Here is a 24,299-nt window from a genome sequence, read left to right as displayed (position 1 = left end):
GATTTAAGCAATACCACAAAACTCAAGCCGAACACCTCGGCAAAAAAAACGGCCCGAAAAGGGCCGTTTCTCATGTCTACTGAAGCTTAAACCCGCAACGTCCGCGTCATGCGCAACGCCAGCAAACTCCCGCAAACAATCACGCCCGCCAGCAGGTAAAGCGCGGCATCGGTCGACCCGGTGCTGTCCTTGACCCAACCCACCAGATACGGACTCAGGAACCCGGCCATCTGCCCCATGGAGTTGATCAACGCCAAACCACCCGCCGCAGCGCCCGCGCTGAGCAGCGCGGTAGGCACCGGCCAGAACATCGGCAAACCGGTGAGGGCGCCCATGGTGGCGATGGTCAGGCCGAGGATGGCGATGGCCGGTGTAGTCGCAAAGTTCACAGCGATCAGCAAACCGACCGCACCCATGAGCATCGGCACCACCAAATGCCAGCGGCGTTCTTTACGCAGGTCCGCCGAGCGGCCGACCATCAACATGAACAGCGCCGCCAGCAGGTACGGAATCGCACTGAGCCAGCCAATCACCAGGTTATCGCTGAAGCCCAGGTTTTTGATAATCGACGGCAGCCAGAAGTTGATCGCGTAGACGCCGCTCTGGATGCAGAAATAGATCAGGCCGAAGGCCCAGATCGCCGGGTTCTTGAACACCGCCAGCAGCGAGTCGGTGGTGGTTTTCGGTTTGTTGGCCAGGTCTTCAGCGTGGTCGGCTTCCAGCACCGAGCGCTCGAACGGCGTGAGCCATTTGGCGTTGGCGTAACTGTCGCTCAATAGGAAGTAGGCGAGGGCGCCGAGGATCACGGTTGGGATACCTTGCAGCAGGAACATCCACTGCCAGCCGGCCAAACCCGCCTGGCCTGCGCCAAAGTGATTGAGAATCCAGCCGGAAAACGGGCTGCCGAGCAGGCCGGACACCGGGATCGCCGACATGAACAACGCCATGATGCGGCCACGGCGGAAGGTCGGGAACCACTGCGAAAGGTAGAGCACCACGCCTGGGAAGAACCCGGCTTCGGCCGCGCCGGTGAACAGGCGCAAGGTGTAGAACTCGCTCGGTGTGGTGACGAACAGCAGGCAGGTCGAGAGCGAGCCCCAGACGATCATCATCAGTGCGATCCAGCGGCGCGGGCCGAATTTGGTCAGGGCCAGATTGCTGGGGACGCCGCACAGCACGTAGCCGATAAAGAAGATCCCAGCCCCGAGGCCGTACACGGTTTCGCTGAATTTCAGCGCGTCGAGCATCTGCAGCTTGGCAAATCCAACGTTCACCCGGTCAAGGTAGTTGAACAGGTAGCAGATGAAGATGAAGGGGATCAAACGCAGGGTAATGCGTTTGTAGACGGCGTTTTTCTCGTCAACGATGGCCTGGGTAGCGGCGGCGCTCTGTGACATGGCGGGCTCTCTCTTTATTATGATTTTTTGCGATGCAAAGGGTAACGTTGATCGCCCAGTGAGTCTCGGCCACCGCTAGGGTCATTGTCTTTGTGCCTGAGCACAGGGTTTGCAACCAAGGCCTGTGCGGGTGAACAATCCGCTCCATCACGCTTTCAAGGATCCCCGTTATGTTCGAACTCGATCACGACCTGGCCCAGGACATCGTCGACCGGGCGATGGCCATCCTGCCGTACAACGTCAACGTCATGGACAGCCAGGGCCTGATTCTCGGCAGCGGCGAACCGGAGCGCGTCAACACCCGTCATGAAGGCGCGCAACTGGTGCTGGCCAACGGGCGGGTAGTGGAGATCGACGCTCAAACGGCGATTCATTTGAAAGGCGTGCAGCCGGGCATCAACCTGCCGCTGTTGCTCGATCAGCGTTTGATTGGCGTGCTGGGCATCACCGGTGAACCCGAGCTATTGCGCACTTACGCTGAGCTGGTGCGGATGACCGCCGAGATGCTGGTCGGCCAGCGCAATCAGCAGGCCGAACAGCAATGGCGGCGCCAGCGTTGCGATGATCTGCTGGCGTTGCTGCTCAGTGAGGCCGGGGATTCACCTCGGTTGATCGATGAAGCGCAACAACTGGGGCTCAAGCCGCAGATGACGCGGGTGCCGTATCTGTTCGAGTTAGGGATGGAGCGCGGTCCGGGGCAAACCGTCGAGGCGCTCAGCGCCTGGTTGACTTCGCGCTACCCGGACAGTTGGTGCGTGAGTTCGGCCAAGTCATCGCTGCTCTGGTGCCGACCGGCCAGCCAGGCGATCGAGAACGATCGGTTGCTGGAAAAACTCGACGGCCTCGGCTGGAACATTCTGCGCATTGCCGTAGGCGGGCAGGCGGATGGATTGTCCGGGCTGCGTCGTTGCTATCGACGCGTCGGCGACTTGCTGGCCTATGGGCGAGAGGTGTTGCCGCACTCCCGCTTGCTGACGCTCAATCGTTACCGGTTGCCGGTGATGCTCTGGCGGCACCGCAACGACGACGCGCTGGACGAGTTGCTCAAACCGCTGCGCAAAGTCATGGCCAAGGATGGCAACGGCCAACTGCTGGCGACTTTGCGCTGTTGGTGCGATCACGATGGTCAGAGCCAGGCGTGTGCTGATGCGCTTGGCATCCACCGCAATAGTCTGCGTTATCGGATGGAGCGGATTGCCGAGCTTAGTGGTGTTGATCCGTTAAGACTCGACGGGATGCTCGCGCTTTATCTGGGCGTCCAGCTACTCCCACAAACCGACGCACCGAACACCAATCCGTAGCAGCTGCCGAGCAGCGCGAGGCTGCGTTCGGCGGCGAAGCCGTCGTCATTTAAGCAACGCGGTATATCAGGCAAATCGCGTACACCGGATTTGCGAGGACTTCGTCCTCGAACGCAGCCTCGCGCTGCTCGGCAGCTGCTACAACGAACGGTGTGGAGGGAGGTTTTGTGGAAATGAACAATAAACGCCACACCGGCTTGTGCAGCGGACCGGCGTTATTGTTCTTGCCTGCTGGCAGCATGGAACGCATTGGAACTGGAGAATTCGCATGAAAATCGTCATCGCCCCCGATTCGTTCAAGGACAGCCTGAGTGCCCAGGGTGTGGCTGATGCCATTGCTCTGGGGTTGGCGCAGGTTTGGCCCGATGCGCTCCTGGTCAAATGCCCGATGGCTGACGGCGGGGAGGGGACCGTCGAGTCGATTCTGGCGGCGTGCGAGGGCGAACTGCGCCGCACCCAAGTCAGCGGGCCGCTCGGCGCAACGGTTGAGGCCGCTTGGGGCTGGCTGCCCCAGAGCCACACCGCGATCATCGAAATGGCCGAGGCCAGTGGCCTGCAACGGGTTCCGCCGGGCAAGCGTGACGCCTGCATCAGCAGCACATTCGGCACCGGCGAGCTGATCCGCGCGGCGCTCGATGCCGGGGCGCAACGGGTCATTCTGGCGATTGGCGGCAGCGCCACCAACGACGGCGGGGCGGGTGCGATGCAAGCTTTGGGCGTCAAACTGCTGGACGCACAGGGCCAGGCCCTGACACCGGGTGGTCTGGCCCTCGCGCAATTGGCGCGAATCGACATGAGTGAAATCGACTCGCGTCTGGCCCAGGTACGCTTCGACATCGCCGCTGACGTCAACAATCCACTGTGCGGCCCTCACGGTGCCTCAGCGATTTTCGGTCCGCAAAAAGGGGCATCACCCGAGCAAGTCCAACAACTGGATCGCGCGCTCGGGCACTTTGCCGAACGGTGCGCGCAAGTCCTGAACAAAGACGTTCGCGACGAACCGGGCAGCGGTGCGGCAGGCGGCCTGGGATTTGGCGCCAAGGCGTTTTTGGGGGCGCAGTTCAAGGCTGGCGTCGAAGTGGTCGCCGAGCTGGTTGGCCTGGACGATGCGGTCAAGGGCGCGGACCTGGTGATCACCGGTGAAGGTCGTTTCGATGCTCAGACCCTGCGTGGCAAGACGCCGTTTGGTGTGGCGCGTATTGCTCGGCAGCACGGCGTGCCGGTGATCGTCCTCGCCGGAACACTGGGTGAGGGTTACCAGGCGCTGTACGAACATGGCATCGATGCCGCGTTTGCCTTGGCCAGTGGACCGATGACGCTGGAGCAGGCGTGTGCCGAGGCACCGCGGTTGTTGCGGGAGCGGGCGAGTGATGTGGCGCGGGTTTGGCGGGTGGCCGCTCGCAAAGCCTGAAGACCCCGCGATCCTGTAGCAGCTGCCGAGCAGGCTCGGCAGCTGCTACATAGAGCTAGAGTGTTTCATGGGTGAAACGCTTGTAATCCCTTGAAATATTTTTCTCCAATCCCCGCAGGAAACCTCATCCCCAGCCGATACAGCCAATAGGCCCACACAAACCTATTCCAACAGTGGCGCCAAACTGAAAGCGCGAGCGCCGCCGCCCGCCCTTCAGCGATCACGCAAGGATGCTCGTAGCCCCATCACCCGAGAATCATCCTATGTCACTGCGTAATCTGAATATCGCGCCTCGAGCTTTCCTGGGTTTTGCCTTCATTGCCTTGCTCGTCATCGTGCTGGGTGTGTTTGCCGTCAACCGCATGTCGACCATCCGCCAAGCCTCCATCGACATGGCAACCACGCAGCTGCCCAGCATCGTGTTTCTCGGCAACCTGACAGAAAACATCCTGCGCCTGCGCATTCTTTCTTTCAGGGTGTTGGTCAACCGTGATCCGAACGCGTTGCAGGAAGCCCAGACACGTACCGGCGTGCTGGTCGACAAGGTTCGCAGCGCACAAGCCAGTTATGCAGCGTTGCCGGCCACCCCGGAAGAAGCCGCGCTGTACGAGACGTTCACGACAACACTGGACAGCTATATGCAAGCCCAGAACCAGATGCTGGAGCTGTCGCGGCAGAACAGACTCGATGAGATGCGCACGCTGATCAACACCCGGATCAAGGACGGTACGGACCAGATGGGCGAGCAGTTGAACAAACTGGTAGCGTTCAACAACACATATGCGAAAACCGCCTCGGCCGAAGCGGGCGAGCACTACAGCAACGCCGTGACCGGCATCATCGCAGTGGCGGTGATTGCGGCGCTGATGACCGTGCTGCTGGCCTGGCTGCTGACCCGCAGCATCGTCACGCCGCTCAACCGTGCGCTCCAGGCGGCCGAAACCATTGCGGGCGGCAACCTGACTAAAACCATCGACATCGACGGCAAGGATGAACCGGCCCGTTTGCTCGGTGCCTTGTCCACGATGCAAACCAACCTGCGCAAAACCATCGAACAGATCGCCGGCTCCGCCACCCAACTGGGTGCCGCCGCTGAAGAACTCAGCACGGTCACCCAAGAAGCCTCCCGCGGTCTGCAACAGCAGAACAACGAAATCGATCAGGCCGCCACTGCCGTCAACGAAATGACCGCCGCCGTGGAAGAAGTGGCACGCAACGCGGTGTCGACGTCCGAAGCCTCGAACCAGTCGACCCAGGCGGCCCGTGAAGGTCGCGACCGAGTGGTGGAAACCGTCGGCGCGATCCAGACCATGACCCACGATGTGCAAAACACCTCCGTGATGATCGAAGGCCTGGCCGCTCAGGGGCGCGACATCGGCAAGGTGCTGGACGTGATCCGCGCCATCGCCGAACAGACCAACCTGTTGGCGCTGAACGCTGCAATCGAAGCCGCCCGTGCCGGTGAAGCCGGGCGTGGTTTTGCGGTGGTGGCGGACGAGGTACGGGCGCTGGCCCATCGCACCGCGCAATCGACCCAGGAAATCGAAAAAATGGTCGCCGGCATCCAGAACGGCACCGGCCACGCGGTCGCGTCGATGCAGCAAAGCAATCAACGCACCCAAAGCACCCTGGAAATGGCCCGCGCCGCCGGCGTTGCGCTGGAGCAGATCACTCAGTCGATCCAATTGATCAACGAACGCAACCTGGTGATCGCCAGCGCGTCCGAAGAACAGGCCCAGGTGTCCCGCGAAGTTGACCGCAACCTGGTGAACATCCGCGACCTGGCCACCCAGTCCGCCGCCGGTGCCAACCAGACCAGCGCCGCCACTCACGAACTGTCGCGCCTGGCCGTGGATTTAAATGCCATGGTGGCGCGTTTCGTGATTTGAGATAGGGTTGAGACTTGGAACCCGCGCGACTGGAGAATTACATGCGCTATTCAGCCTTGACCAAACGAATTGCCGGTGACGGCGCTGCGGCCTGGCAGATTCATGACCGAGCACTGGAATTAATTGAGCAGGGCGTTGATGTGCTGTTGCTATCGATCGGCGATCCCGACTTCGATACGCCGCAGCCCATCGTTCAGGCGTGCATCGATAGTTTGTTGGCCGGTGACACCCACTACCCGTCAGTACGTGGCAGTCGGGGGTTGCGCGATAGCATTGCCAACCGTCATCGACGTCGCAGTGGTCAAGCGGTGGATGCCGATCATGTGATCGTGCTGCCGGGTGCGCAATGTGCGGTGTATTCGGTCGCGCAATGCCTGCTCGACCCGGGCGATGAAGTGATCGTCGCCGAGCCGATGTACGTGACCTATGAAGGCGTGTTCGGCGCCTGCGCGGCCAAAGTGGTGCCGGTGGCGGTGCGCCCCGAGAACGGTTTTCGGGTCGATCCGGCGGATGTCGCGGCGCTGATCACACCCAAGACCCGCGCCATTTTGCTCAACAGTCCGAACAATCCTTCCGGCGCCAGTTTGCCGCTGATGGTCTGGCAGGAACTGGCATCGCTGTGTGTTCGTCACGACTTGTGGCTGATCAGCGACGAGGTTTACAGCGATCTGTTGTACGAAGGCGAGCACATCAGCCCGGCGAGCTTGCCGGGCATGGCCGAGCGCACCGCGACCATCAATAGCCTGTCCAAATCCCACGCCATGAGCGGTTGGCGTGTGGGCTGGGTGATCGGGCCGAAACCTTTGGCCGAACACTTGGTGCACCTGTCGTTGTGCATGCTGTTTGGCATTCCGGATTTCATTCAGAACGCCGCGCAATTGGCGCTGGATGGGGATCTGCCGGAAGTGGCGTTGATGCGCGATGAGTATCGCCAGCGTCGCGACCTGGTGTGCACGAGTCTGAGTGATTGCCCGGGCCTCCGCCCGATCCGGCCTGATGGCGGGATGTTCGTGATGATCGACGTACGCCAGACCGGGCTTGGCGCCCAGAGTTTTGCCGAGCGATTGCTGGAGGGTTATGGCGTGTCAGTGCTGGCGGGTGAAGCGTTCGGGCCGAGTGCGGCGGGGCATATTCGACTGGGGTTGGTGGTGGATCAGTTGAAGCTGGCGGATGCGTGCCAGCGGATAGCGTTGTGTGCGGCGGACCTTTTGGAGGCGCGTCGGGCCTGAAAATTTGCGTTGCCATTGCCGGCCTCATCGCGAGCAGGCTCGCTCCCACATTTTATCTGCGTCGTACACAGATCCCGTGTGGGAGCGAGCCTGCTCGCGAAAGCTATCTGACAGGCGCCGAGTTACTCAGCCTTTCCACGCCCCGGCATTCACCAGATTCGCCGGCCGCTTACCCGCCAGCGCCGCCAACAGATTGTCTACCGCACACGTGGCCATCGCCTCCCGCGTTTCATGCGTCGCCGAGCCAATGTGCGGCGTCGCCACCACGTTGTTCAGCTGCAACAGCGGCGAGTCGGTGTTCAGCGGTTCGCGTTCGAACACATCCAGCCCCGCAGCGCGAATCTGCCCGTCACGCAAGGCCTGAATCAGCGCCGCCTCGTCCACCACCTTGCCCCGTGAAATATTGATGAAGATGGTTTCGGGGCGCATCAGAGCAAACTGCTCGACCCCGATCAGCCCTTCGGTTTCAGCCGTCAGCGGCAATGTCAGGCAAACAAAATCAGCCTGCTGCAACAGCGCCGGCAGGCTGCGGTATTGCGCGTTGAATCGTTGTTCCACCGCCGGTTTCGGCGAGTGGCTGTGATAGATAACCGGCATGCCAAAACCGAAATGCCCACGCTGGGCCAGCGCCTCACCGATCCGCCCCATGCCAATGATGCCCAGGATTTTACCGTGTACATCGCTACCGAACTGCGCCGGGCCGATGTTGCGGTTCCACTGACCGGCGCGAACCATGTTCGCCAGTTCCACCACGCGCCGGGCGGTCGCCAGGATCAGCGCGAAACCGGTGTCGGCCGTGGTTTCGGTGAGTACGTCCGGGGTGTTGCTGAGCAGGATCCGCCGTTCGGTCAGGTAGTCGATGTCGTAGTTGTCGACCCCCACGGACACGCTGGCGATGGCTTCCAAGTTTGGTGCCAGATCCAATAATCCGGCATCCAGTTTCAGACTCGCACCGAGTAACCCGTGAGCGCGGGGCAGGGCCTCGCGCAGCGTTGCCAGGCCGTCAGCATTGAGGTTGTCGATCAGCGTCACCTCGGTCTGCTCGTGCAGGCGAGCCATCAGCAGCGGCGAGAGTTTCTTGTACAGCACAACCTGTTTTTTCATCGTCATCATCTCAACTTCAATTCAGGAATGAGCAGCGGTCGACCGTTGCACAACGGCCTTGGCCACGACCCGGTCACTGGCGCCGGGCTTGAGGAAAATCGTCAGCACCACCGAGAGCATCAACGCGCCGCTCATCAACAGATAAGACGCACCCGGCGAGCCGGTGGAGCTGTTCAGGTAACCGACCAGATACGAACCACCAAACGAACCGAGCGCGCCCATGCTGTTGATCAGCGCCATGGCGCCACCGGCCACGTTGGCCGGAAGGATTTCCGGAATGATCGCGAAGAACGGACCGTAAGGCGCGTACATGCAGGCGCCAGCGATCACCAGCAGGGTGTAGGACCACCAGAAGTGTTCAGCGCCCAAGGCGTAGGAGCCATAGAAAGCAATCGAGGCGATCAGCAGCGGCGGCCAGACGAAGCGTTTGCGCTTCTGCATTTTGTCCGAGCCCCAGGACACCAGCAGCATGCCAATCACCGCGGCCAGATACGGCAGCGAGGAGAGCCAGCCGGCTTCAATCATGTCCATTTGCGCACCGGCCTTGAGGATCGACGGCAGCCACAACACGAAGCCATAGACGCCGATGCTCCAGCAGAAAAACTGCAAGGCCAGGATGATTACCTTGGGCGAACGGAAGGCTTCGGCGTAGTTCTTCACCGCTTTGATGCCCACCTGTTCGGCGGCCAGAGCGCTTTCCAGATCGTGCTTTTCCTGGTCGCTCAGCCACTTGGCCTGGGCGGGACGGTCATCGGCCAGACGCCACCAGATAAACGCCCAGAGCACCGCCGGCAAACCTTCGATGATGAACATCCAGCGCCAACTGTAGTGCTGCACCAGATACCCCGAGACCACCGACATCCAGAGCATGGTCACCGGGTTGCCGAGGATCAGGAAGGTGTTGGCCCGCGAGCGTTCGGCACGGGTGAACCAGTGGCACAGGTACACCAGCATCGCCGGCATCACCGCGGCTTCGACCACGCCGAGCATGAAGCGAATGACGATCAGCCAGTAGGCGTTGGAGACGATCCCGGTCAACGTGGCCAGGCCACCCCAGAGAATCAGGCTGACGAAAATCAGCTTCTTGACGCTGTGCTTCTGGGCGTAGATCGCGCCCGGCACCTGGAAGAAAAAGTAGCCGAGGAAGAACAGCGCGCCGAGCATCGACGACAGGCCCGGCGTGATCATCAGGTCGGCAGCCATCCCGGAGGCGGCGGCGAATCCGTAGTTGGCGCGGTCCAGGTACGCCAGGCTGTAGGTGATGAACACGATCGGCATGATGTACCACCAGCGGCGGGCGGCGAGTGTCGCGGTTTTCATAGTGGTGCTCCTGAGCTTGTTGTTTTTGTCGCAGCAGGTAACGGGTTAAATCTTCAGTGATTGTTACGGCCTCTTCGCGAACAGGCTCGCTCCCACAGGGTTACGTTGGAATGCGATCCAATGTGGGAGCGAGCCTGCTCGCGATGGCGGCCTCAAATTCGGCGATCATTTCGGATCGATTGGGCAACCCCTCCATATCCCCCCGGCTCTGCACCGCACGGCTGCCAATCCAGTTGGCACGCTTCACGGCGTCGACGAAGCTGTGGTTTTCCAGCAGGGCGCTGATCATGCCGACGGTAAATCCATCGCCGGCACCGACGGTGTCGACCACCGTCTCCACGGGCACTCCTGCGACGAAACCCTGGTCCAGATGAGTGCGGTAATACGCACCGTGCGGGCCCAGTTTGATCGCAACGGCTTCGGCGCCTTGGTCGAGGTAAAATGCCGCGATGTCGGCCGGGTCTTCGAAACCGGTAAGCAAGCGGCCTTCGCTCAAGCCCGGCAGCACCCAATGGGCGAGGGCCGAGAGGCGGTTGATCTCGGTAATCATCTGTTGCTCGCTGGCCCACAGGCTCGGGCGCAGGTTCGGGTCGAAGGACACGCTGCGCCCGGCATTGCGCATGCGGGTCATCAGTTCGAAAGACATTTCCCGGGCCGTTTCGGACAGCGCCGGGGGAATGCCGGTAGCGTGCAAGTGGCGGGCGTTCAGCAACTCAGGGGCGATTGACTGCCGCGACAGATGACTCGCCGCTGACCCACGGCGGAAATACTCGACCACCGGATCGCTGCCATCGTCGGTGCGCGACTTGAGTTGAAAACCGGTGGGGTGTGCGGTGTCGATGGCAACGTTGCTGCAATCCAGGCCTTCTTTTTCCAGGGTGTCGATCACGAACCGGCCTAGCGAATCGGCGCCGACTCGGCTCAGCCAAGTGACGTTGAAACCCAGCCGCGACAAGCCAATGGCGACATTGCTGTCGGCCCCGGCAATGCGTTTGTGGAAGTGGCTGACGTCGGCCAAATCACCGTTCTGCTCGGCGACGAACATCGCCATGGTTTCGCCGAACGACAGAATATCGATCTCAGACATGGGCGCTCTCCAACCGGGTTTGACCGAGGCGGGCGAGGGCGGCGACATGCTCGGTAGTCAACTGCACAAGGTCGTCGCCTTGCAGCGGGTATTCCGCCGCTCGCATCACGCCTTGGGCCATGTGCCGCAGCAGTTGTTCCCACAAATGCAGGTCACTGGCGGCCGGCGGTATGGCGACCAGTTTGCCGTCGGCCCTACGCGACACCGCTTTGCAGTGCACATAGCCGACGTGGCGACCGAGCAACCGCGCGGCGCTGGCGGCGGACTGGTCTTGCCAATGCCAATTGCCGATATCGAAGGTCATTTTGACCGGCAGATTGTGTTGTTCGATTTCTGTAAAAAAACGCTGGAAAGGTTCGATCCGGCCGCCGTGCAGGGTTTGATCGTTTTCCACCAGCAACTGCACGGCGCTTTTGCCCAGTACGCGGGACAAGGTCTGGAGGTCGCTGTTGTCGGTGAAATAACCCAGGGACACTTTTAGCCATTTGGCACCAAATGCCTGGGCACGCTGCAGCGCAGAGATCAGTTCGGGATTGGGTTTGGACTGGCCAGCCAACCACAATTCCATCGGTGAGGAATACACGCTTTCGAGGCCTTGGGCCTGGGTGGCGTCAGCTAGTTGCGCAGGATCTTCGACGGTCAGCAGTTCTTCGCGCCATTCGATGCGCGTGGCGCCCGCGGCGGCCAACACGTCGATAAACGATCCCTGACCGCGTTGGCGAACAAGGTCGGCGCCGTAGCTCGACAGGCTGATGGAGACAGGTGGTTTATTCATTGTTGTATACCTCTGAAACCGGTTTCATTTTTGTTCAAAAAAATAGGGCTGCTGACTTATGTGGCGATTTTCGTCGACCCACGCACAATCAACCGCGCCGAAAAATCCAGGGTCCGCACTGGCCCGACATCACCGCGCAAACGCTTGAGCAAACACTCGAACGCGCTGGCACCAATTTCGGCCGTCGGCTGGGCGAGGGCGGTGATGCCGCTGCCCACCAGCGGATACCAATCCAGGTCATCGAGGGCGATCAGACCGACGTCCTCGAACAGATTGCACTTCAGTTCTCGCAACGAATGGGTGCTGGCCAGCGCGGCGATTCCATTGGCGCAGAACAGCGCTTTCGGGCCGGGGCCTGGCGTTTCAAGGAAGGTTTTCAGCTGCGCGGTGAGTTCGCTGCCGGTTTCGATCAGGGTGCCGCGCAGGGCCGGGCGTTGTTCGATCTGCGCCTTGAAGCTGCTGACCCGCTCGATCCGCGAACTGGTGCCGTCATAGGGTTCAGTGACCAGCAGCACGTCGCGATAGCCGCGTTCTTGCAAATGGGTGAGGGCCATTTCAATGGCGGCAGGATTGTCCAGCCCGACCAGATCGCTCTCAAGCTGCTCGACCTTGCGATCCACCAGCACCAGCGGCATTTCCCGATGCAGTTCACGTAATTCGTCGCGATGATGACCGAGGGTGTTCACGATCAAGCCTTCGATGTTGTAGGAGCGCAGCAGGGCCAGGTGCTGGCGTTCCTGCTCGTCATCGCGATCGGTGTTGCACACCACCAGGCTGTAGCCGTGCTGACGGCAGGCGGTTTCCACCCCGTGCATCACGGCAATCGAATAAGGGTTACGGATATCGGCCACCAGCATGCCGATCAGGCGGGTTCGTCCGCGTTTCAGGCCGCGGGCCATCTGGTTCGGGCGATAGCCGAGTTCGGCAATCGCCTGCTCGATGCGCAAGGCAGTGGCATCGGAGAGCAGGGCGCGGTCATCGCCGATGAAGCGTGAGACGCTGGCCTTGGATACGCCGGCGCGTTCGGCGACATCGAGCATGGTTACACGGCTGCGTTGGGCGGTGGAGAAGTCGTTCATGGCGTTGATTTTCTTATTGTCGGAGTCTGCTGCGTAAATCCCTGAAACCGGTTTCAGGAAACATCAATCCACACATCTCCGTCAAGAAGCATTTGATGTGGGAATGGACAAAAGCCCGTTCAAAAACCGACGAACGGTATCTTAACCTGTCACATCTGACAGTAGGCAAGTGCAGTGTCTGAGCGCTTAATCTCCCCAGAAGCATCTCAAATCTTCCGCGTAATTAAAGTGAACGGGCGAGTACATCATGGCGATGAAGAAGGCGACCGATAGAAGTATAGGGATTCTAGCGAGCCAGCTATCGGTGGAAGGTATTGATGACAATGATCTCGACGGATATGTGCCGCGCAACATTTTGCTTAATGGTACTCGAATCATTATTCCTTACTGGCCCGACCCGAAGCCAATGGACGAACTTTGGATCGAACTGTATCAAGGTGGCACTGTTACAACACTCTACAAAGAATTCTACAGCCCACCACAATCAACTTTTCTCTATTTCAATTTGACGCCAGCGCACCTCGCAACTGACGGCGTTGCGCTTTTGTCCTACCAGGTTTGGAAAGGAGGCGGGGGCATCCCGGATCCATCACCTAAAAGAAAACTGACGATAGATCACACGCCCATTCTTGTTCTGAATGAACCTACGTTTCCCCATGCAACGATTTGGGGTTACTTGAATAACAAGACAGTACCGCCGTTGACCTCGGGAGCAACCGTTTTGATACCTACAGCCAATAGCCCTGCGGCAGATGGCGATAAAGCCAAATTATATTGGCAAGGGTATTCAAGTTTGAATGGAAGCGGGCCACCAGTGCCGGGTACTTACGGTGACTGGGAGATAACGCTGGAGCCGAAGCATATGAATGGACATTGGTTGTTTGTTGTTCCGTTTGACCCCAATGTCAGACCACTTATTGATAATGCTTCAGCTATTGCACACTGGCAGTTGTTCAAAGGTGGGCGACTTGTCGGCGAGTCGCAAAAAGGTTTGGTGAAAATAGACAGGGTAACACCTGGCGAAAGCGGCCCTTTCGGCCTGAATACACAAGGAGATGGAAAAATGGCTATAAAAATCGTACCGAGAACTCCAAGACCTGAATTCAACGGTGTCAAGAATATTGGCCCCTTGGCTGATATTGCGATAGTCACTCTTGCAGACGGTCTGATCGCCAAAAGCGTGCTGGATACCGGGTTTGTGACGATTAACTTTACCCGCACTGCAGAAGAGTTTGACGAGGATGAACTGGAACTGGAATCCGGCCTTAAAGGCACGACGCGGACATTGTGGGATCAAAAAATTGTACTTGGTCCGGTTGCTGCCCGGCCGGTTGGGATTATACCGATCCAGTTGCCAGCAAGCTTGTTTCCAGAACTTCCAACACCGGCAACGCCCACCACTTATGAAGTTATGTTTCAACTCTACAAAGAGGGGGGCGGTGTTAATGAACCCTCCAATGTGTTGGAGTTTGTTATCGACAAGACTGCACCGTTTGGTTCAAAAAGGTCAGACGCCAATGGCAATGCCGTTGTCACGCTCGCCGTACCAACGCCAACCCCCGCGTTCGTTAATTCACCCTCGGATGCGCAACGCACAATTAACGAAGCCTGGTTGGCGGATCCGGCTAACGCCAACCTGAATTTCACCGTGAACGTTGGTTATCAGCTGCGTCGTCTTGACGACAATCTTCGCGTCTGGTTGATTTCTGGCGCTCAGCGAGTCGAGGTGTGGAACGCTGCGGTACCCGCTAGCGGCGCACTTACTATCGCCAACACCGTGTTACGCACATTTCCAAACGGCCGCGTCAGAATTCAGTATCAATGGAAAGATCTGCCTGGTAATGAAAGTCGGGAGTCTGCCGCAAGTGACGTACTGACACTGGCATTGGCACAACCTCCAGTTTCAACAAAAGGTCCTCTGGTACCGAAAACCGATCCGAACTATACCACGGCACTTTATCTGGACGATTTAGCCGGCGGGATAACCGCGATCGTTGAAAGCGCTTTCATCACGAACGCAGAGCCAGGCGATGAAATTTTCATCACCATTGAAGACGCCACTGACGCAACTAACTCTGTAAATCTTACCTCCCAACCGTGGGTCGCCAATACCAATTTAACGTTTGCCCTGACATACACGGATCTCTCCCAAATATTTAACGATGCCGATGAGCCTAAAATGGCCAATATCTGGTATGAGATCGTTCGAACCGGTATTCCAAACGCTGAATCTCCGGTTCAACTCATCACGTTGGCATTCGACTATGCGGGACCCACGAATCCGGATCTTCCAGATCTTACCAACAGAGATATCGTGTTGCCTGTAGTGACGGGTGCCTCGAATACGCCTAACGACTTGCGGCCCGGTGACAGAAACAGTCCGGGCAGATTTAAAGTTACCCTTGCAATCGGTCAGCCTCCTATTACTTCGGCCGAGTTAGCGAAGTGTTACATTAATGGTCTGCCTGTAGGTGAGTTTAATCCATTTGAAGATGCGGATGAGTTTGACGTTCCTGTTTCGGCAGATTTCATATCCAGGTTGCCCATTGGCACAGTAGATGCGTACTGGACCATTCAGAAGGCAGATAGTGATAAAAACGTAATGAAATCCCGTAACCAACCGGTGACTGTTTCTGGTGCAGCAGTAGATTTACCTCCACCTACAATACGGGTCCGCAATCCGGCCTTGCGTGATTACATCGAATGTTACGGTATGATCAGCCCAACCAGTAGCATGGTTCTAGGCTTGCAGATTCCAAAAGACCCGATTCTACTGCCTCCAGGCAAAACGATTACAGCACGGTTCGCAGTTTACAGGGACTTGGCAGGCACTGATCTGATTGCTGGTACTCAAGACTCTCGAGATTATGTGATCAAAGCCGCCAATCTTCCTGATGTCGCGCCAGTGGCCAACCCTGCCATTTTCAAATTGGCACAACCTGTCAGGGGAGCAACAGCGTATGGCAAGTATTGGTACACGACCGATATCAATGGACAGCAATCGTCTAACCCAATCATCAAACGGATCGACAATATCAGCAACAGTTTCAATTATTGCGATCTGACACCTGCTCCGGCTGCTCCTTAGTTGGCGTATTAGCTGATCGGTGTTGCGAGAGAGACACGGATGTTTCTTTCGCGATTACCCTTGTTAACGGCAAGGAAACGGTAAGCACGCTACAGCCGGTGAGGATAATTCCTCTTTTGTTAAGGACTTTTCCTACATAAAAGCCTCGACTTTCTTATTAAGGTGTCGGACGCTTTTTTGGCGGAGGCTTTCAATACTGCCAAAAAGCAATGTCAGTAGTTGCGCAGTTTGAGGAATTCCCAATGCATTTGTGTTTTAAATCTCCGCCCTCTGTGACTTTTCAGAAGTTAGTGATTGCTGCGGCACTTCTATCCTCCAGCGAGGCCTTCAGTCGAACGCTAAATCCAGGTGAGAGCGCAGTCGTCACGAACCCACCCGCACCGGAAGCCTGGGTGGTGTCCCAAGGGGGCACACTAATCATTGATAACGCACAGGCGCTGACCATCTCGTCATCAAATGCCAACGTCGTTTTCAATGGCGGTCAAAGCGCCCGTATCGATGCCAACACTTCAGTGGTAAACCTCTCTCGTGCGACTGTAAACAGCGCGGCTGGCAGGGGTGCGATACAACTGATCGACAGCAGCGCCATCATCGACAAAAGCACCATCATCAGTACCAACAGTTTCGGTCTTCTCTTGGGTCGCAATACCACTACCCCGGCGTCTTCGAGCGCGACGGTCAAAGGAGGAAGCACGATCATCGGCCTGAATGGCGCGGATGCGGTGGGTTTTGCCGTATTAAACGTTGAGAACTCCACCGTCCGAGGCACGGGTTCTGACAGTTATGGTGTGAGACTTGGTGGGGCGACGCTTTCGGCCAACGGCAGCGTTCTGTCCGGAGAGAAGAACGGCCTGCAAATCAACACTGATTTAACCGGTGTCAATGCCAACACTGTGACGTTGAACAGTACCCGTGTAACGGGGGGAACAGGGTCAGCCATCTTATTGGGCTCTTCGGGTGCTGCCGGTACAGTTGCGAATATCAATATTTCTGGCACCAGCGAGCTGATCGGTGGCAACGGTAACCTGTTGCAAGCGACCAATCGCTCCACCGCCAATCTCACCATTGACGGCAGTGCTCTGGATGGCAATGTCGTTGCCGATACCGGCAGCACCGTTGCGCTGTTGATGAAAAACGCAGCTTCCATCAATGGCAATTTGCAGAATGTCACTCAGGTCAGCCTTGATTCCAACAGCACGTTAAATGGCAATGTGCAGGCTGTTGCAGGTACCGCTGCGACAGTGAAACTGGATAATGGTGCGGCGATCAACGGCAATGCTGTCAATGTTTCTACTGTCTCGCTGGATAACAATTCAGCCTTGAATGGCAACGTTGAAAATGTTTCCAGTCTGGTATTGAACAACGACAGTCGTCTGACCGGTGATGTATCGGGCGCGGCCAATGGCAACGTGTCAATGGACAACGGCTCGGTGTTAACCGGGCAAATCAATAACATTTCCAACGTGTCCATCAGCAATATGGCGCAATGGCAAATGACCACGGATAGCACCGTACAGCGCCTTGCTCTGGATAACGGCGTTGTTCGCATGAGCACGAACGAGCAGTTCCAGCAACTGAATGTCGGCGATCTTTCCGGTCGCGGTACATTTGTGATGGGCACCGATCTGGGCAACGGCAACACCGATTTCCTGAACGTCACCGGCAACGCGAGCGGGCAACATCAACTGCAAATCACCGCTACCGGTACGACACCTGTCACGGCCGAAGCGGTGAAGGTCGGTAGTATCGCCGCTGGCGATGCGAGCTTCTCCCTGGGCGGTCGTGAAACCGTGGACGCAGGTGCGTTTGTGTACCGATTGGCCAAGGAGGGTCAGGGTTTGTACCTGAATCCAGACAAGGAAACGGTCAGTACCTCAAGTAATACTGCGTTGGCCCTGGCCGGGAGTGCGCGCAGTGTGCTGAATGCTGAAGGGGCCATGCTCAGCGACCAATTGGGGGACCGGAGCCTGAGCGTCCGACCGCAAGCATCGATGCGCTCGATGAACGACAGCTCGGTGAAAAACCTCAGCAACAGTGTCTGGGTTCGCACTTATGGCAACCAGTACAACGTAGATAACGCTTATGGCGATGGTTACACCCAGAACCAGACCGGTATCACCGGTGGTGCCGATACGGTCGTCGACCTCGGGGGGCGTGCCTGGGTGCTGGGCGGATTCGTCGGAACAAGCCATACCAAAATGGACCTCAAATACGGCTCCAGCGCCACCGTCGACAGCCTGAATGCCGGTGTTTACGGCAGCACGTTCGATGTTGAAAGCGGTGTATTCGTCAATGTCATGGCCAAGATCAACCAGTTCGATAACAAGGCCAAGGTCACCATGAGTGATGGCACTCGGGCCAAGGGTGACTACAAGGCCTTGGGCGCGAGTGGATCGGTGGCCGTCGGCAAGCATATTCGTCTCAAGGATGATTATTTTGTCGAGCCTCAAGTACAGGTCTCGACGGGGGTCATCCAAAGCGAGAGCTACACGCTCGACAATGGTCTCGAAGTCAAAGCCGATACCATGCGTTCCTTTCAAGGCAAGGTGGGTGTTCGTGGTGGGCGTGTCATCACCCTCGACAACGGCAGCCTTCTAGAGCCGAGCCTGTCCACAGCGGTCAATCATGAGTTTGTTAAAACCAACGAGGTCAGGATCAACGACGAGAGCTTCGATGATGATCGCGCCAGCAGCGCTATCGAATATGGCGCCGGCTTGAAGTGGACACCGGCGCAACGCAACTGGCAGGTTTCCGGTCAGGTGGGTGGCAGCAAAGGTACAACGGTCAGTCAGGATTGGAGCGGTAGCTTGAGGCTGAGTTACTTCTTCTGATCGAGGGAGTGTCCTGCGGTCATTCAACACAAAAATGCCCCGAATGTTTCGGGGCATTTTTGTACCTGTTGTGCTGACGCAGTGCGTCAAGTCAACGTGAGCCAGGCACAACCCAGTAGCAGCAGTGCCATTGCCTGATTAAAACGCTGGAGGGCTTTTGCCGAGCCAAACCATCTGGTTGCTCCCTTTCCCAGCAATGCCCAAACACCCAGACACGGTAGCGAGACCAGGAAAAATGCCAGCGACAGGCAGACTGTTTGAAACTGTCGATTATCGCCGGATCCGGCAAATACACCGACCACCGCAAATGCCATCATCCAGGTCTTGGGATTGACCAGCTGTAAGCCAGCGGCCGCTTGCGATACAACGCCGGAGTCAAGCCATATGCCCGGACAAACCAGCGGCCCAGGTGACTCTGATCGGCAAACCCCAGTTCCATCGCCACCGTCGCCGGTTGCTCGCCACGGGCCAGCATTCGCCGGGTCGTCATGCTGCACCTGTGAGACGGATAGCCGACTTATTTAACGCCCGCGCCGAGGCCGATGACTAGAACGTTTGTGCACGGATCAGTTGAACAGTCCCGCTGCGATGTTGATCGAGAACCCGAGAATGGCCGTGTTGAACAGAAAGCCGATCAGCGACTGCGCCAGGACAATCTTGCGCAAATCCCGCGTCGCCACGCCGACATCGGACGTCTGGACCGCCGCGCTGATGGTGAAAGAGAAATACAGGAAGTCCCAGTAATTGGGCGTTGTCAGACCTTCAGCAAAACGCAGTGCCGGGTCTTTACCGCCCCAGGTGTAGAACAGACGGGCGTAGTGCACGCTGAAAATCACCCCGATCAGCAGCCATGAACCGATCACGGTCAATGCAGTAAAGCCGTAGTGCAACAGCTTGCGGGTGGTTTCCAGGTCTCTGCTGCCGGCCAGTTCAAAGGCGATGGTCGCCAGGCTCGCCACCGCGGCGATGCATACAACAAACAGCACCAGCCCGGCGTTTTCGTCTTCGACCTCGGCAATGCGTTTCACATCCGGCGCTTTGGCGCGCGCGGTGAGCCAGAACATCAGGACCAGGTAAGCCCAGACGCCGGCATTCCAGCCGAAGAGGATTTTGCTGATGATCGAGTCGGCCGGCGCCAGAATGCCCACCGCGACGCCGAGGGTGGCAGCGGCGGACAGGCGAGGGTGGGTGCGGGCGAGGAAGGGCATGTGAACTCGATGCGTCAGGGCTTTGCAAACACCTTAGCCCAGCGCACTCGGTTGTGACCATAACCCTGAGATCGATGAAAACCCTTGTGGGAGCGAGCCTGCTCGCGAAGATGCCATCACATTCAACCTATCCGTTGACTGTTACGCCGCTTTCGCGAGCAGGCTCGCTCCCACATTAGGGCGGTGTTGTTGGTTAGAGGTCTTTATGCCGCTTGCGGACCAACTTCATCACCACCACAAAAAACACCGGCACAAACACCACCGCCAGCGTCGCCGTGATCATCCCGCCAATCACCCCGGTGCCGATCGCTTGCTGGCTCGCCGAACTGGCCCCGGTGGCAATCGCCAACGGCACCACGCCGAGGATGAACGCCAGCGACGTCATCACAATCGGCCGCAGTCGCAGGCGCGCGGCTTGCAGGGTAGCGTCGATCAGGTCGTGGCCTTCGTCGTACAGGCTCTTGGCGAACTCGATGATCAGGATCGCGTTCTTCGCCGACAGCCCGATGATGGTGATCAGCCCGACCTTGAAGAACACGTCGTTGGGCATCCCGCGAAAAGTCACGGCCAGTACCGCGCCAAGTACGCCGAGCGGCACCACCAGCAGCACCGAGGTCGGAATCGACCAGCTCTCATACAACGCGGCCAGACAAAGGAACACGATCAGCAACGACAAACCGAGCAGGATCGGCGCCTGACTGCCGGATAACCGTTCCTGCAATGACAACCCGGTCCATTCCTGCCCCAACCCCGCCGGCCCTTGCGCCACCAGACGCTCGATTTCCGCCATGGCTTCGCCGGTGCTGTAACCGGGCGACGGTTCGCCGGAAATGCTGATCGCCGGGTAGCCGTTGTAGCGAGTCAATTGCGCCGGGCCCTGGGTCCACTTGGCCTGGACGAAGGCCGACAACGGCACCATTTTCCCGGCGCTGTTGCGCACGTGGATCTTCAGCAGATCGGTGACCTGACTGCGCTGATCGCCTTCAGCCTGCACCACCACCCGCTGCATCCGGCCCTGATTGGGGAAGTCGTTGATGTAGGCCGAACCGACGGCAGTGGACAGCACGTTGCCAATGTCGGCAAAGGACACGCCCAGCGCGTTGGCCTGTTTGCGGTCGACTTCCAGTTGCACCTGCGGCGCTTCGGCCAGCGCGCTTTCGCGCACGTTCATCAGGATCGGGCTTTTCTCGGCGGCAGCGAGTAATTTACTCCGCGCCTGCATCAACGTGGCATGGCCGAGGCCGCCACGGTCCTGCAGGCGGAACTCGAAACCGCTGGAGGTACCCAGGCCGTCAACCGGCGGCGGCAGTACCGCAAACGCTACGGCGTCCTTGATCTGGCTCAACGCAATGTTGGCGCGATCGGCAATCGAACTGGCCGAGTCGTCGCTACCCCGATCAGACCAGTCTTTGAGCGTGGTAAATGCCAGCGCGGCGTTCTGCCCGCTACCGGAAAAACTGAAACCGAGAATCACCGTGCTGTCGCCGACGCCGGGTTCAGTGGCGTTGTGGGCTTCGATCTGCTCGACCACCTGCACTGTTCGGTTCTTGCTTGCACCCGGCGGCAGTTGAATATCGGTGATGGTGTAACCCTGATCTTCCACCGGCAGGAACGAGGAGGGCAGGCGACTGAAGCACACGCCTAATCCGATCAGCAGCACGCCGTAGATCAACAGGTAACGTCCCGTGCGTTTCAGCGCATAGGCGACCCAGCCCTGATAACGCTCGGTCAGTTGCTCGAAACGCCGGTTGAACCAGCCGAAGAATCCGCGCTTCTCGTGATGTTCGCCCTTGGCGATCGGCTTGAGCAGCGTCGCGCACAACGCCGGGGTCAAGGTCAGGGCGAGGAACGCGGAGAACAGAATCGAGGTGGCCATGGACAAGGAGAACTGCCGGTAAATCACCCCGACCGAACCCTGCATGAACGCCATCGGAATGAATACCGCGACCAGTACCAGAGTGATGCCGATGATCGCCCCGGTGATCTGCTTCATCGCCTTGCGCGTTGCCTCTTTGGGCGACAGGCCTTCGGTGGCCATGATTCGCTCGACGTTCTCCACCACCACAATCGCGTCGTCCACCAGGATGCCGATCGCCAGCACCATGCCGAACATGGTCAGCACGTTGATCGAAAACCCCAGCGCCAACATCGTCGCAAAGGTGCCCATCAGTGCCACCGGCACTACGAGGGTTGGAATCAGCGTGTAGCGGATGTTTTGCAGGAACAGGAACATCACCGCGAACACCAGCAACATTGCCTCGACAAGGGTGTAAACCACCTTGGTGATCGAGACTTTGACGAAGGGCGAGGTGTCGTACGGGATCTTGTATTCCACGCCCGCCGGGAAGTAACGCGCGAGTTCGTCCATCTTCGCCCGCACCAACGTGGCAGTGCTCAGGGCATTGGCGCCCGGTGCCAACTGCACGCTGACGGCGGTCGACGGTTTGCCGTTGAGGCGGGTGGAGAACTGATACTCCTGACTGCCGATCTCGACGCGCGCTACATCGCCGATGCGCACGGTGGAGCCGTCGGGATTGGCTTTCAACACGATGTCGGCGAATTCTTCCGGCGTCGACAACTGGCCTTTGACCAGAATGGTCGCGGTGATTTCCTGAGTAGTGCGGGTCGGCAAGTCGCCGATGCTGCCCGCCGACACTTGCGCGTTTTGCGCGACGATGGCGGCGTTGACGTCGGCCGGCGTCAGATTGAAACCGATCAGCTTTTGCGGGTCGATCCAGATTCGCATGGCCCGTTCGGCACCGTACAACTGCGCCTTGCCGACGCCGTCCAGGCGCTTGATCTCGTTCATCACGTTGCGCGCCAGGTAATCGCTGAGCGCCACGTCGTCGAGCTTGCCGTCACTGGAGGTGAGGGTGATCAGCAGCAGGAAGCCGGCGGAGACTTTCTCCACCTGCAAACCCTGCTGTGTCACCGCTTGAGGCAGACGCGACTCGACCACTTTCAGGCGGTTTTGCACATCGACCTGAGCCATTTCCGGGTCAGTGCCCGGCTGGAACGTCGCGGTGATGGTGGCACTGCCGAGGCTGCTCTGGGATTCGAAATACAGCAAATGGTCTGCGCCGTTGAGTTCTTCCTCGATCAGGCTGACCACGCTTTCGTCCACGGTCTGTGCCGAAGCACCGGGGTACACGGCGTAGATTTCGACTTTCGGCGGCGCGACGTTGGGGTACTGCGCCACCGGCAACTGCGGAATGGCCAGGGCGCCGGCCAACAGGATGAACAGGGCAACCACCCAGGCGAACACCGGGCGGTCGATAAAGAACTGCGGCATAAAAAGCGTCCTGCTTACTGACCAGAAACCTGGGCAAGTGGAAGAGGGGTGTCGTCGATCTGCACTTTTTCGCCGGGACGGGCGTGTTGCAGGCCTTCGGTGACGATGCGGTCGCCTGGCTTTAGGCCGCTGGTGACGATCCAGCGATCGTTCTGCACGGCGCCCAGTTCGACCGGTTGCTGGCCAACCCGTTGTTCGGCGTCGAGCACCAGCACTTGGGCGATGCCGGCGCTGTCACGCTGGATGGCCCGTTGCGGCACGCTGATGCCTTGTTGATTGACCGCTTGCTCCAGACGCACGCGCACGAAGCTGCCCGGCAGCAAGTCGAGGTCCGGGTTGGGGAATTCGCTGCGCAGAATGATCTGACCGGTGCCGGGGTCGACGGTGATGTCGGCGAACAGCAACTTGCCGGGCAACGGATAGAGACTGCCGTCGTCCTGGATCAGCGTGGCTTTGGCCTGGTCCTGACCGACCTGCTGCAACTGGCCGGAACGGAACGCCCGGCGCAGGTCGTTGAGTTCGCGGGTCGATTGGGTGAGGTCGGCGTGGATCGGGTTCAGTTGCTGAATCAATGCCAGCGGTGTGGTTTCGTTCTGCCCGACCAGTGCGCCTTCAGTCACCAACGCGCGACCGATGCGCCCAGAGATCGGCGCCGTGACGGTGGCATAACCCAGGTTGAGTTTCGCCCGTTCCACGGCGGCTTTGTTCGCGGCGACGTCGGCAGCCGTTTGCCGGGCACTGGCCCGGGCGTTGTCATAATCCTGACCGCTGATGGCATTGCCTTCGATCAACTGCGCGTAACGCTGCTCTTGCAGGCGTGCCTGAAAGGCATTGGCCTCGGCCTTGCGCAGCGCCGCTTCAGCGCTGTCCAGGTCTGCCTTGAACGGCGCCGGGTCGATACGGAACAACACTTCGCCTTTTTTCACATCACTGCCTTCACGGAACGCCCGTTGCAACACCACCCCGGCAACCCGGGCGCGGACTTCGGCAATGCGTGGCGCGGCAATCCGCCCGCTCAGTTCACTGGTGATCGACAGGGGGCTGGCTTGGATGGTTTCGATGCGAACCGTGGCCAGAGGCGCCTGTTCTTCGGCCGTCGAGGCCTTGTCACAAGCGCTCAGCGTCACCGCCAGTGCAATCAGGCTGAGCCTGGCAAGCAGATTCTTTGACATGTAATACCCCAATAATGACCCCCGGCATCCTACGGGGAGGCGACGAGGGTAGCGGTGAAGCTTTGTAGGCGCTGTGTGAAATTGTGTAAGGGTTTTACTCAGGCACGGGCGAGGGC

General features: G+C 58.8%; 15 protein-coding genes and 2 pseudogenes. 6 read left to right on the top strand and 11 right to left on the bottom strand.

Annotation, left to right across the window (positions count from 1 at the left end):
• Window positions 1-86 precede the first annotated feature (86 nt).
• The gene (locus QFW87_RS15205) at window positions 87-1,397 is read right to left on the bottom strand and encodes an MFS transporter (protein ID WP_283188140.1); all 1,311 of its coding nucleotides are present in this window, start codon (window positions 1,395-1,397) and stop codon (window positions 87-89) included.
• 170 nt (window positions 1,398-1,567) lie between these two features.
• Between QFW87_RS15205 and QFW87_RS15200 the strand changes: the two genes are divergently transcribed.
• The 4 genes from QFW87_RS15200 to QFW87_RS15185 all read left to right on the top strand — a co-directional run bounded on the left by QFW87_RS15200 (window position 1,568) and on the right by QFW87_RS15185 (window position 7,227).
• Window positions 1,568-2,698, top strand: a complete 1,131-nt coding sequence (locus QFW87_RS15200; RefSeq protein ID WP_283188139.1) for a sugar diacid recognition domain-containing protein — start codon at window positions 1,568-1,570, stop codon at window positions 2,696-2,698.
• A 268-nt stretch (window positions 2,699-2,966) separates the two neighbouring features.
• Window positions 2,967-4,109, top strand: a complete 1,143-nt coding sequence (locus QFW87_RS15195; protein WP_283188138.1) for a glycerate kinase — start codon at window positions 2,967-2,969, stop codon at window positions 4,107-4,109.
• A 263-nt stretch (window positions 4,110-4,372) separates the two neighbouring features.
• Complete coding sequence (locus tag QFW87_RS15190; RefSeq protein WP_283184174.1) at window positions 4,373-5,998, top strand: methyl-accepting chemotaxis protein; 1,626 nt, start codon at window positions 4,373-4,375, stop codon at window positions 5,996-5,998.
• A 41-nt stretch (window positions 5,999-6,039) separates the two neighbouring features.
• Complete coding sequence (locus QFW87_RS15185; protein ID WP_283188137.1) at window positions 6,040-7,227, top strand: aminotransferase class I/II-fold pyridoxal phosphate-dependent enzyme; 1,188 nt, start codon at window positions 6,040-6,042, stop codon at window positions 7,225-7,227.
• A 126-nt stretch (window positions 7,228-7,353) separates the two neighbouring features.
• On the opposite strand, the gene QFW87_RS15180 is transcribed toward QFW87_RS15185, so the two are convergent.
• From QFW87_RS15180 to QFW87_RS15160, 5 genes are all read right to left on the bottom strand, one after another.
• The gene (locus tag QFW87_RS15180) at window positions 7,354-8,331 is read right to left on the bottom strand and encodes an NAD(P)-dependent oxidoreductase (RefSeq protein ID WP_283188136.1); all 978 of its coding nucleotides are present in this window, start codon (window positions 8,329-8,331) and stop codon (window positions 7,354-7,356) included.
• A 21-nt stretch (window positions 8,332-8,352) separates the two neighbouring features.
• The gene (locus QFW87_RS15175) at window positions 8,353-9,651 is read right to left on the bottom strand and encodes an MFS transporter (protein WP_283184177.1); all 1,299 of its coding nucleotides are present in this window, start codon (window positions 9,649-9,651) and stop codon (window positions 8,353-8,355) included.
• Window positions 9,652-9,751: 100 nt separating this feature from the next.
• Window positions 9,752-10,738, bottom strand: coding sequence for a sugar kinase (locus QFW87_RS15170; RefSeq protein ID WP_283188135.1), 987 nt, complete (start codon window positions 10,736-10,738; stop codon window positions 9,752-9,754).
• The gene (locus QFW87_RS15165; RefSeq protein WP_283188134.1) at window positions 10,731-11,513 is read right to left on the bottom strand and encodes a TIM barrel protein; all 783 of its coding nucleotides are present in this window, start codon (window positions 11,511-11,513) and stop codon (window positions 10,731-10,733) included. Before QFW87_RS15165 ends, QFW87_RS15170 begins: the two co-directional genes overlap by 8 nt.
• A 56-nt stretch (window positions 11,514-11,569) precedes the next feature.
• Window positions 11,570-12,592 carry a LacI family DNA-binding transcriptional regulator gene (locus QFW87_RS15160; RefSeq protein ID WP_283188133.1) on the bottom strand — a complete coding sequence of 341 codons (1,023 nt, stop codon included), beginning with the start codon at window positions 12,590-12,592 and terminating at the stop codon, window positions 11,570-11,572.
• A 247-nt stretch (window positions 12,593-12,839) separates the two neighbouring features.
• On the opposite strand from QFW87_RS15160, the gene QFW87_RS15155 reads away from it, so the two are divergent.
• Both QFW87_RS15155 and QFW87_RS15150 read left to right on the top strand, forming a co-directional pair.
• A complete protein-coding gene (locus QFW87_RS15155; protein ID WP_283188132.1) occupies window positions 12,840-15,680 on the top strand; it encodes a hypothetical protein in 2,841 nt (946 codons plus the stop codon).
• A 242-nt stretch (window positions 15,681-15,922) separates the two neighbouring features.
• Window positions 15,923-18,511 carry an autotransporter outer membrane beta-barrel domain-containing protein gene (locus tag QFW87_RS15150; RefSeq protein ID WP_283188131.1) on the top strand — a complete coding sequence of 863 codons (2,589 nt, stop codon included), beginning with the start codon at window positions 15,923-15,925 and terminating at the stop codon, window positions 18,509-18,511.
• Between the two features lie 86 nt (window positions 18,512-18,597).
• Here QFW87_RS15150 and QFW87_RS15145 read toward each other — a convergent pair.
• From QFW87_RS15145 to QFW87_RS15125, 5 genes and pseudogenes are all read right to left on the bottom strand, one after another.
• Window positions 18,598-18,864, bottom strand: a pseudogene (locus tag QFW87_RS15145) (LysE family translocator); the annotation flags it as partial.
• Window positions 18,825-18,992: pseudogene (locus QFW87_RS15140) on the bottom strand (AraC family transcriptional regulator); the annotation flags it as partial. The pseudogenes QFW87_RS15140 and QFW87_RS15145, both read right to left, overlap by 40 nt.
• 85 nt (window positions 18,993-19,077) lie before the next feature.
• Window positions 19,078-19,719 (bottom strand): DUF1345 domain-containing protein, encoded by a 642-nt coding sequence (locus tag QFW87_RS15135; protein ID WP_283184187.1) that lies wholly within the window; start codon window positions 19,717-19,719, stop codon window positions 19,078-19,080.
• Window positions 19,720-19,912: 193 nt separating this feature from the next.
• Complete coding sequence (locus QFW87_RS15130; protein ID WP_283188130.1) at window positions 19,913-23,011, bottom strand: efflux RND transporter permease subunit; 3,099 nt, start codon at window positions 23,009-23,011, stop codon at window positions 19,913-19,915.
• A 14-nt stretch (window positions 23,012-23,025) separates the two neighbouring features.
• A complete protein-coding gene (locus QFW87_RS15125; protein ID WP_283188129.1) occupies window positions 23,026-24,183 on the bottom strand; it encodes an efflux RND transporter periplasmic adaptor subunit in 1,158 nt (385 codons plus the stop codon).
• Between the last annotated feature and the right edge of the window lie 116 nt (window positions 24,184-24,299).

This window comes from Pseudomonas sp. PMCC200344, assembly GCF_030053095.1.
Taxonomy (GTDB): Bacteria; Pseudomonadota; Gammaproteobacteria; order Pseudomonadales; family Pseudomonadaceae; genus Aquipseudomonas; species Aquipseudomonas svalbardensis.
Note: the sequence above shows the minus strand (reverse complement) of the source record. Positions and strands in the feature narration are given on the sequence as shown.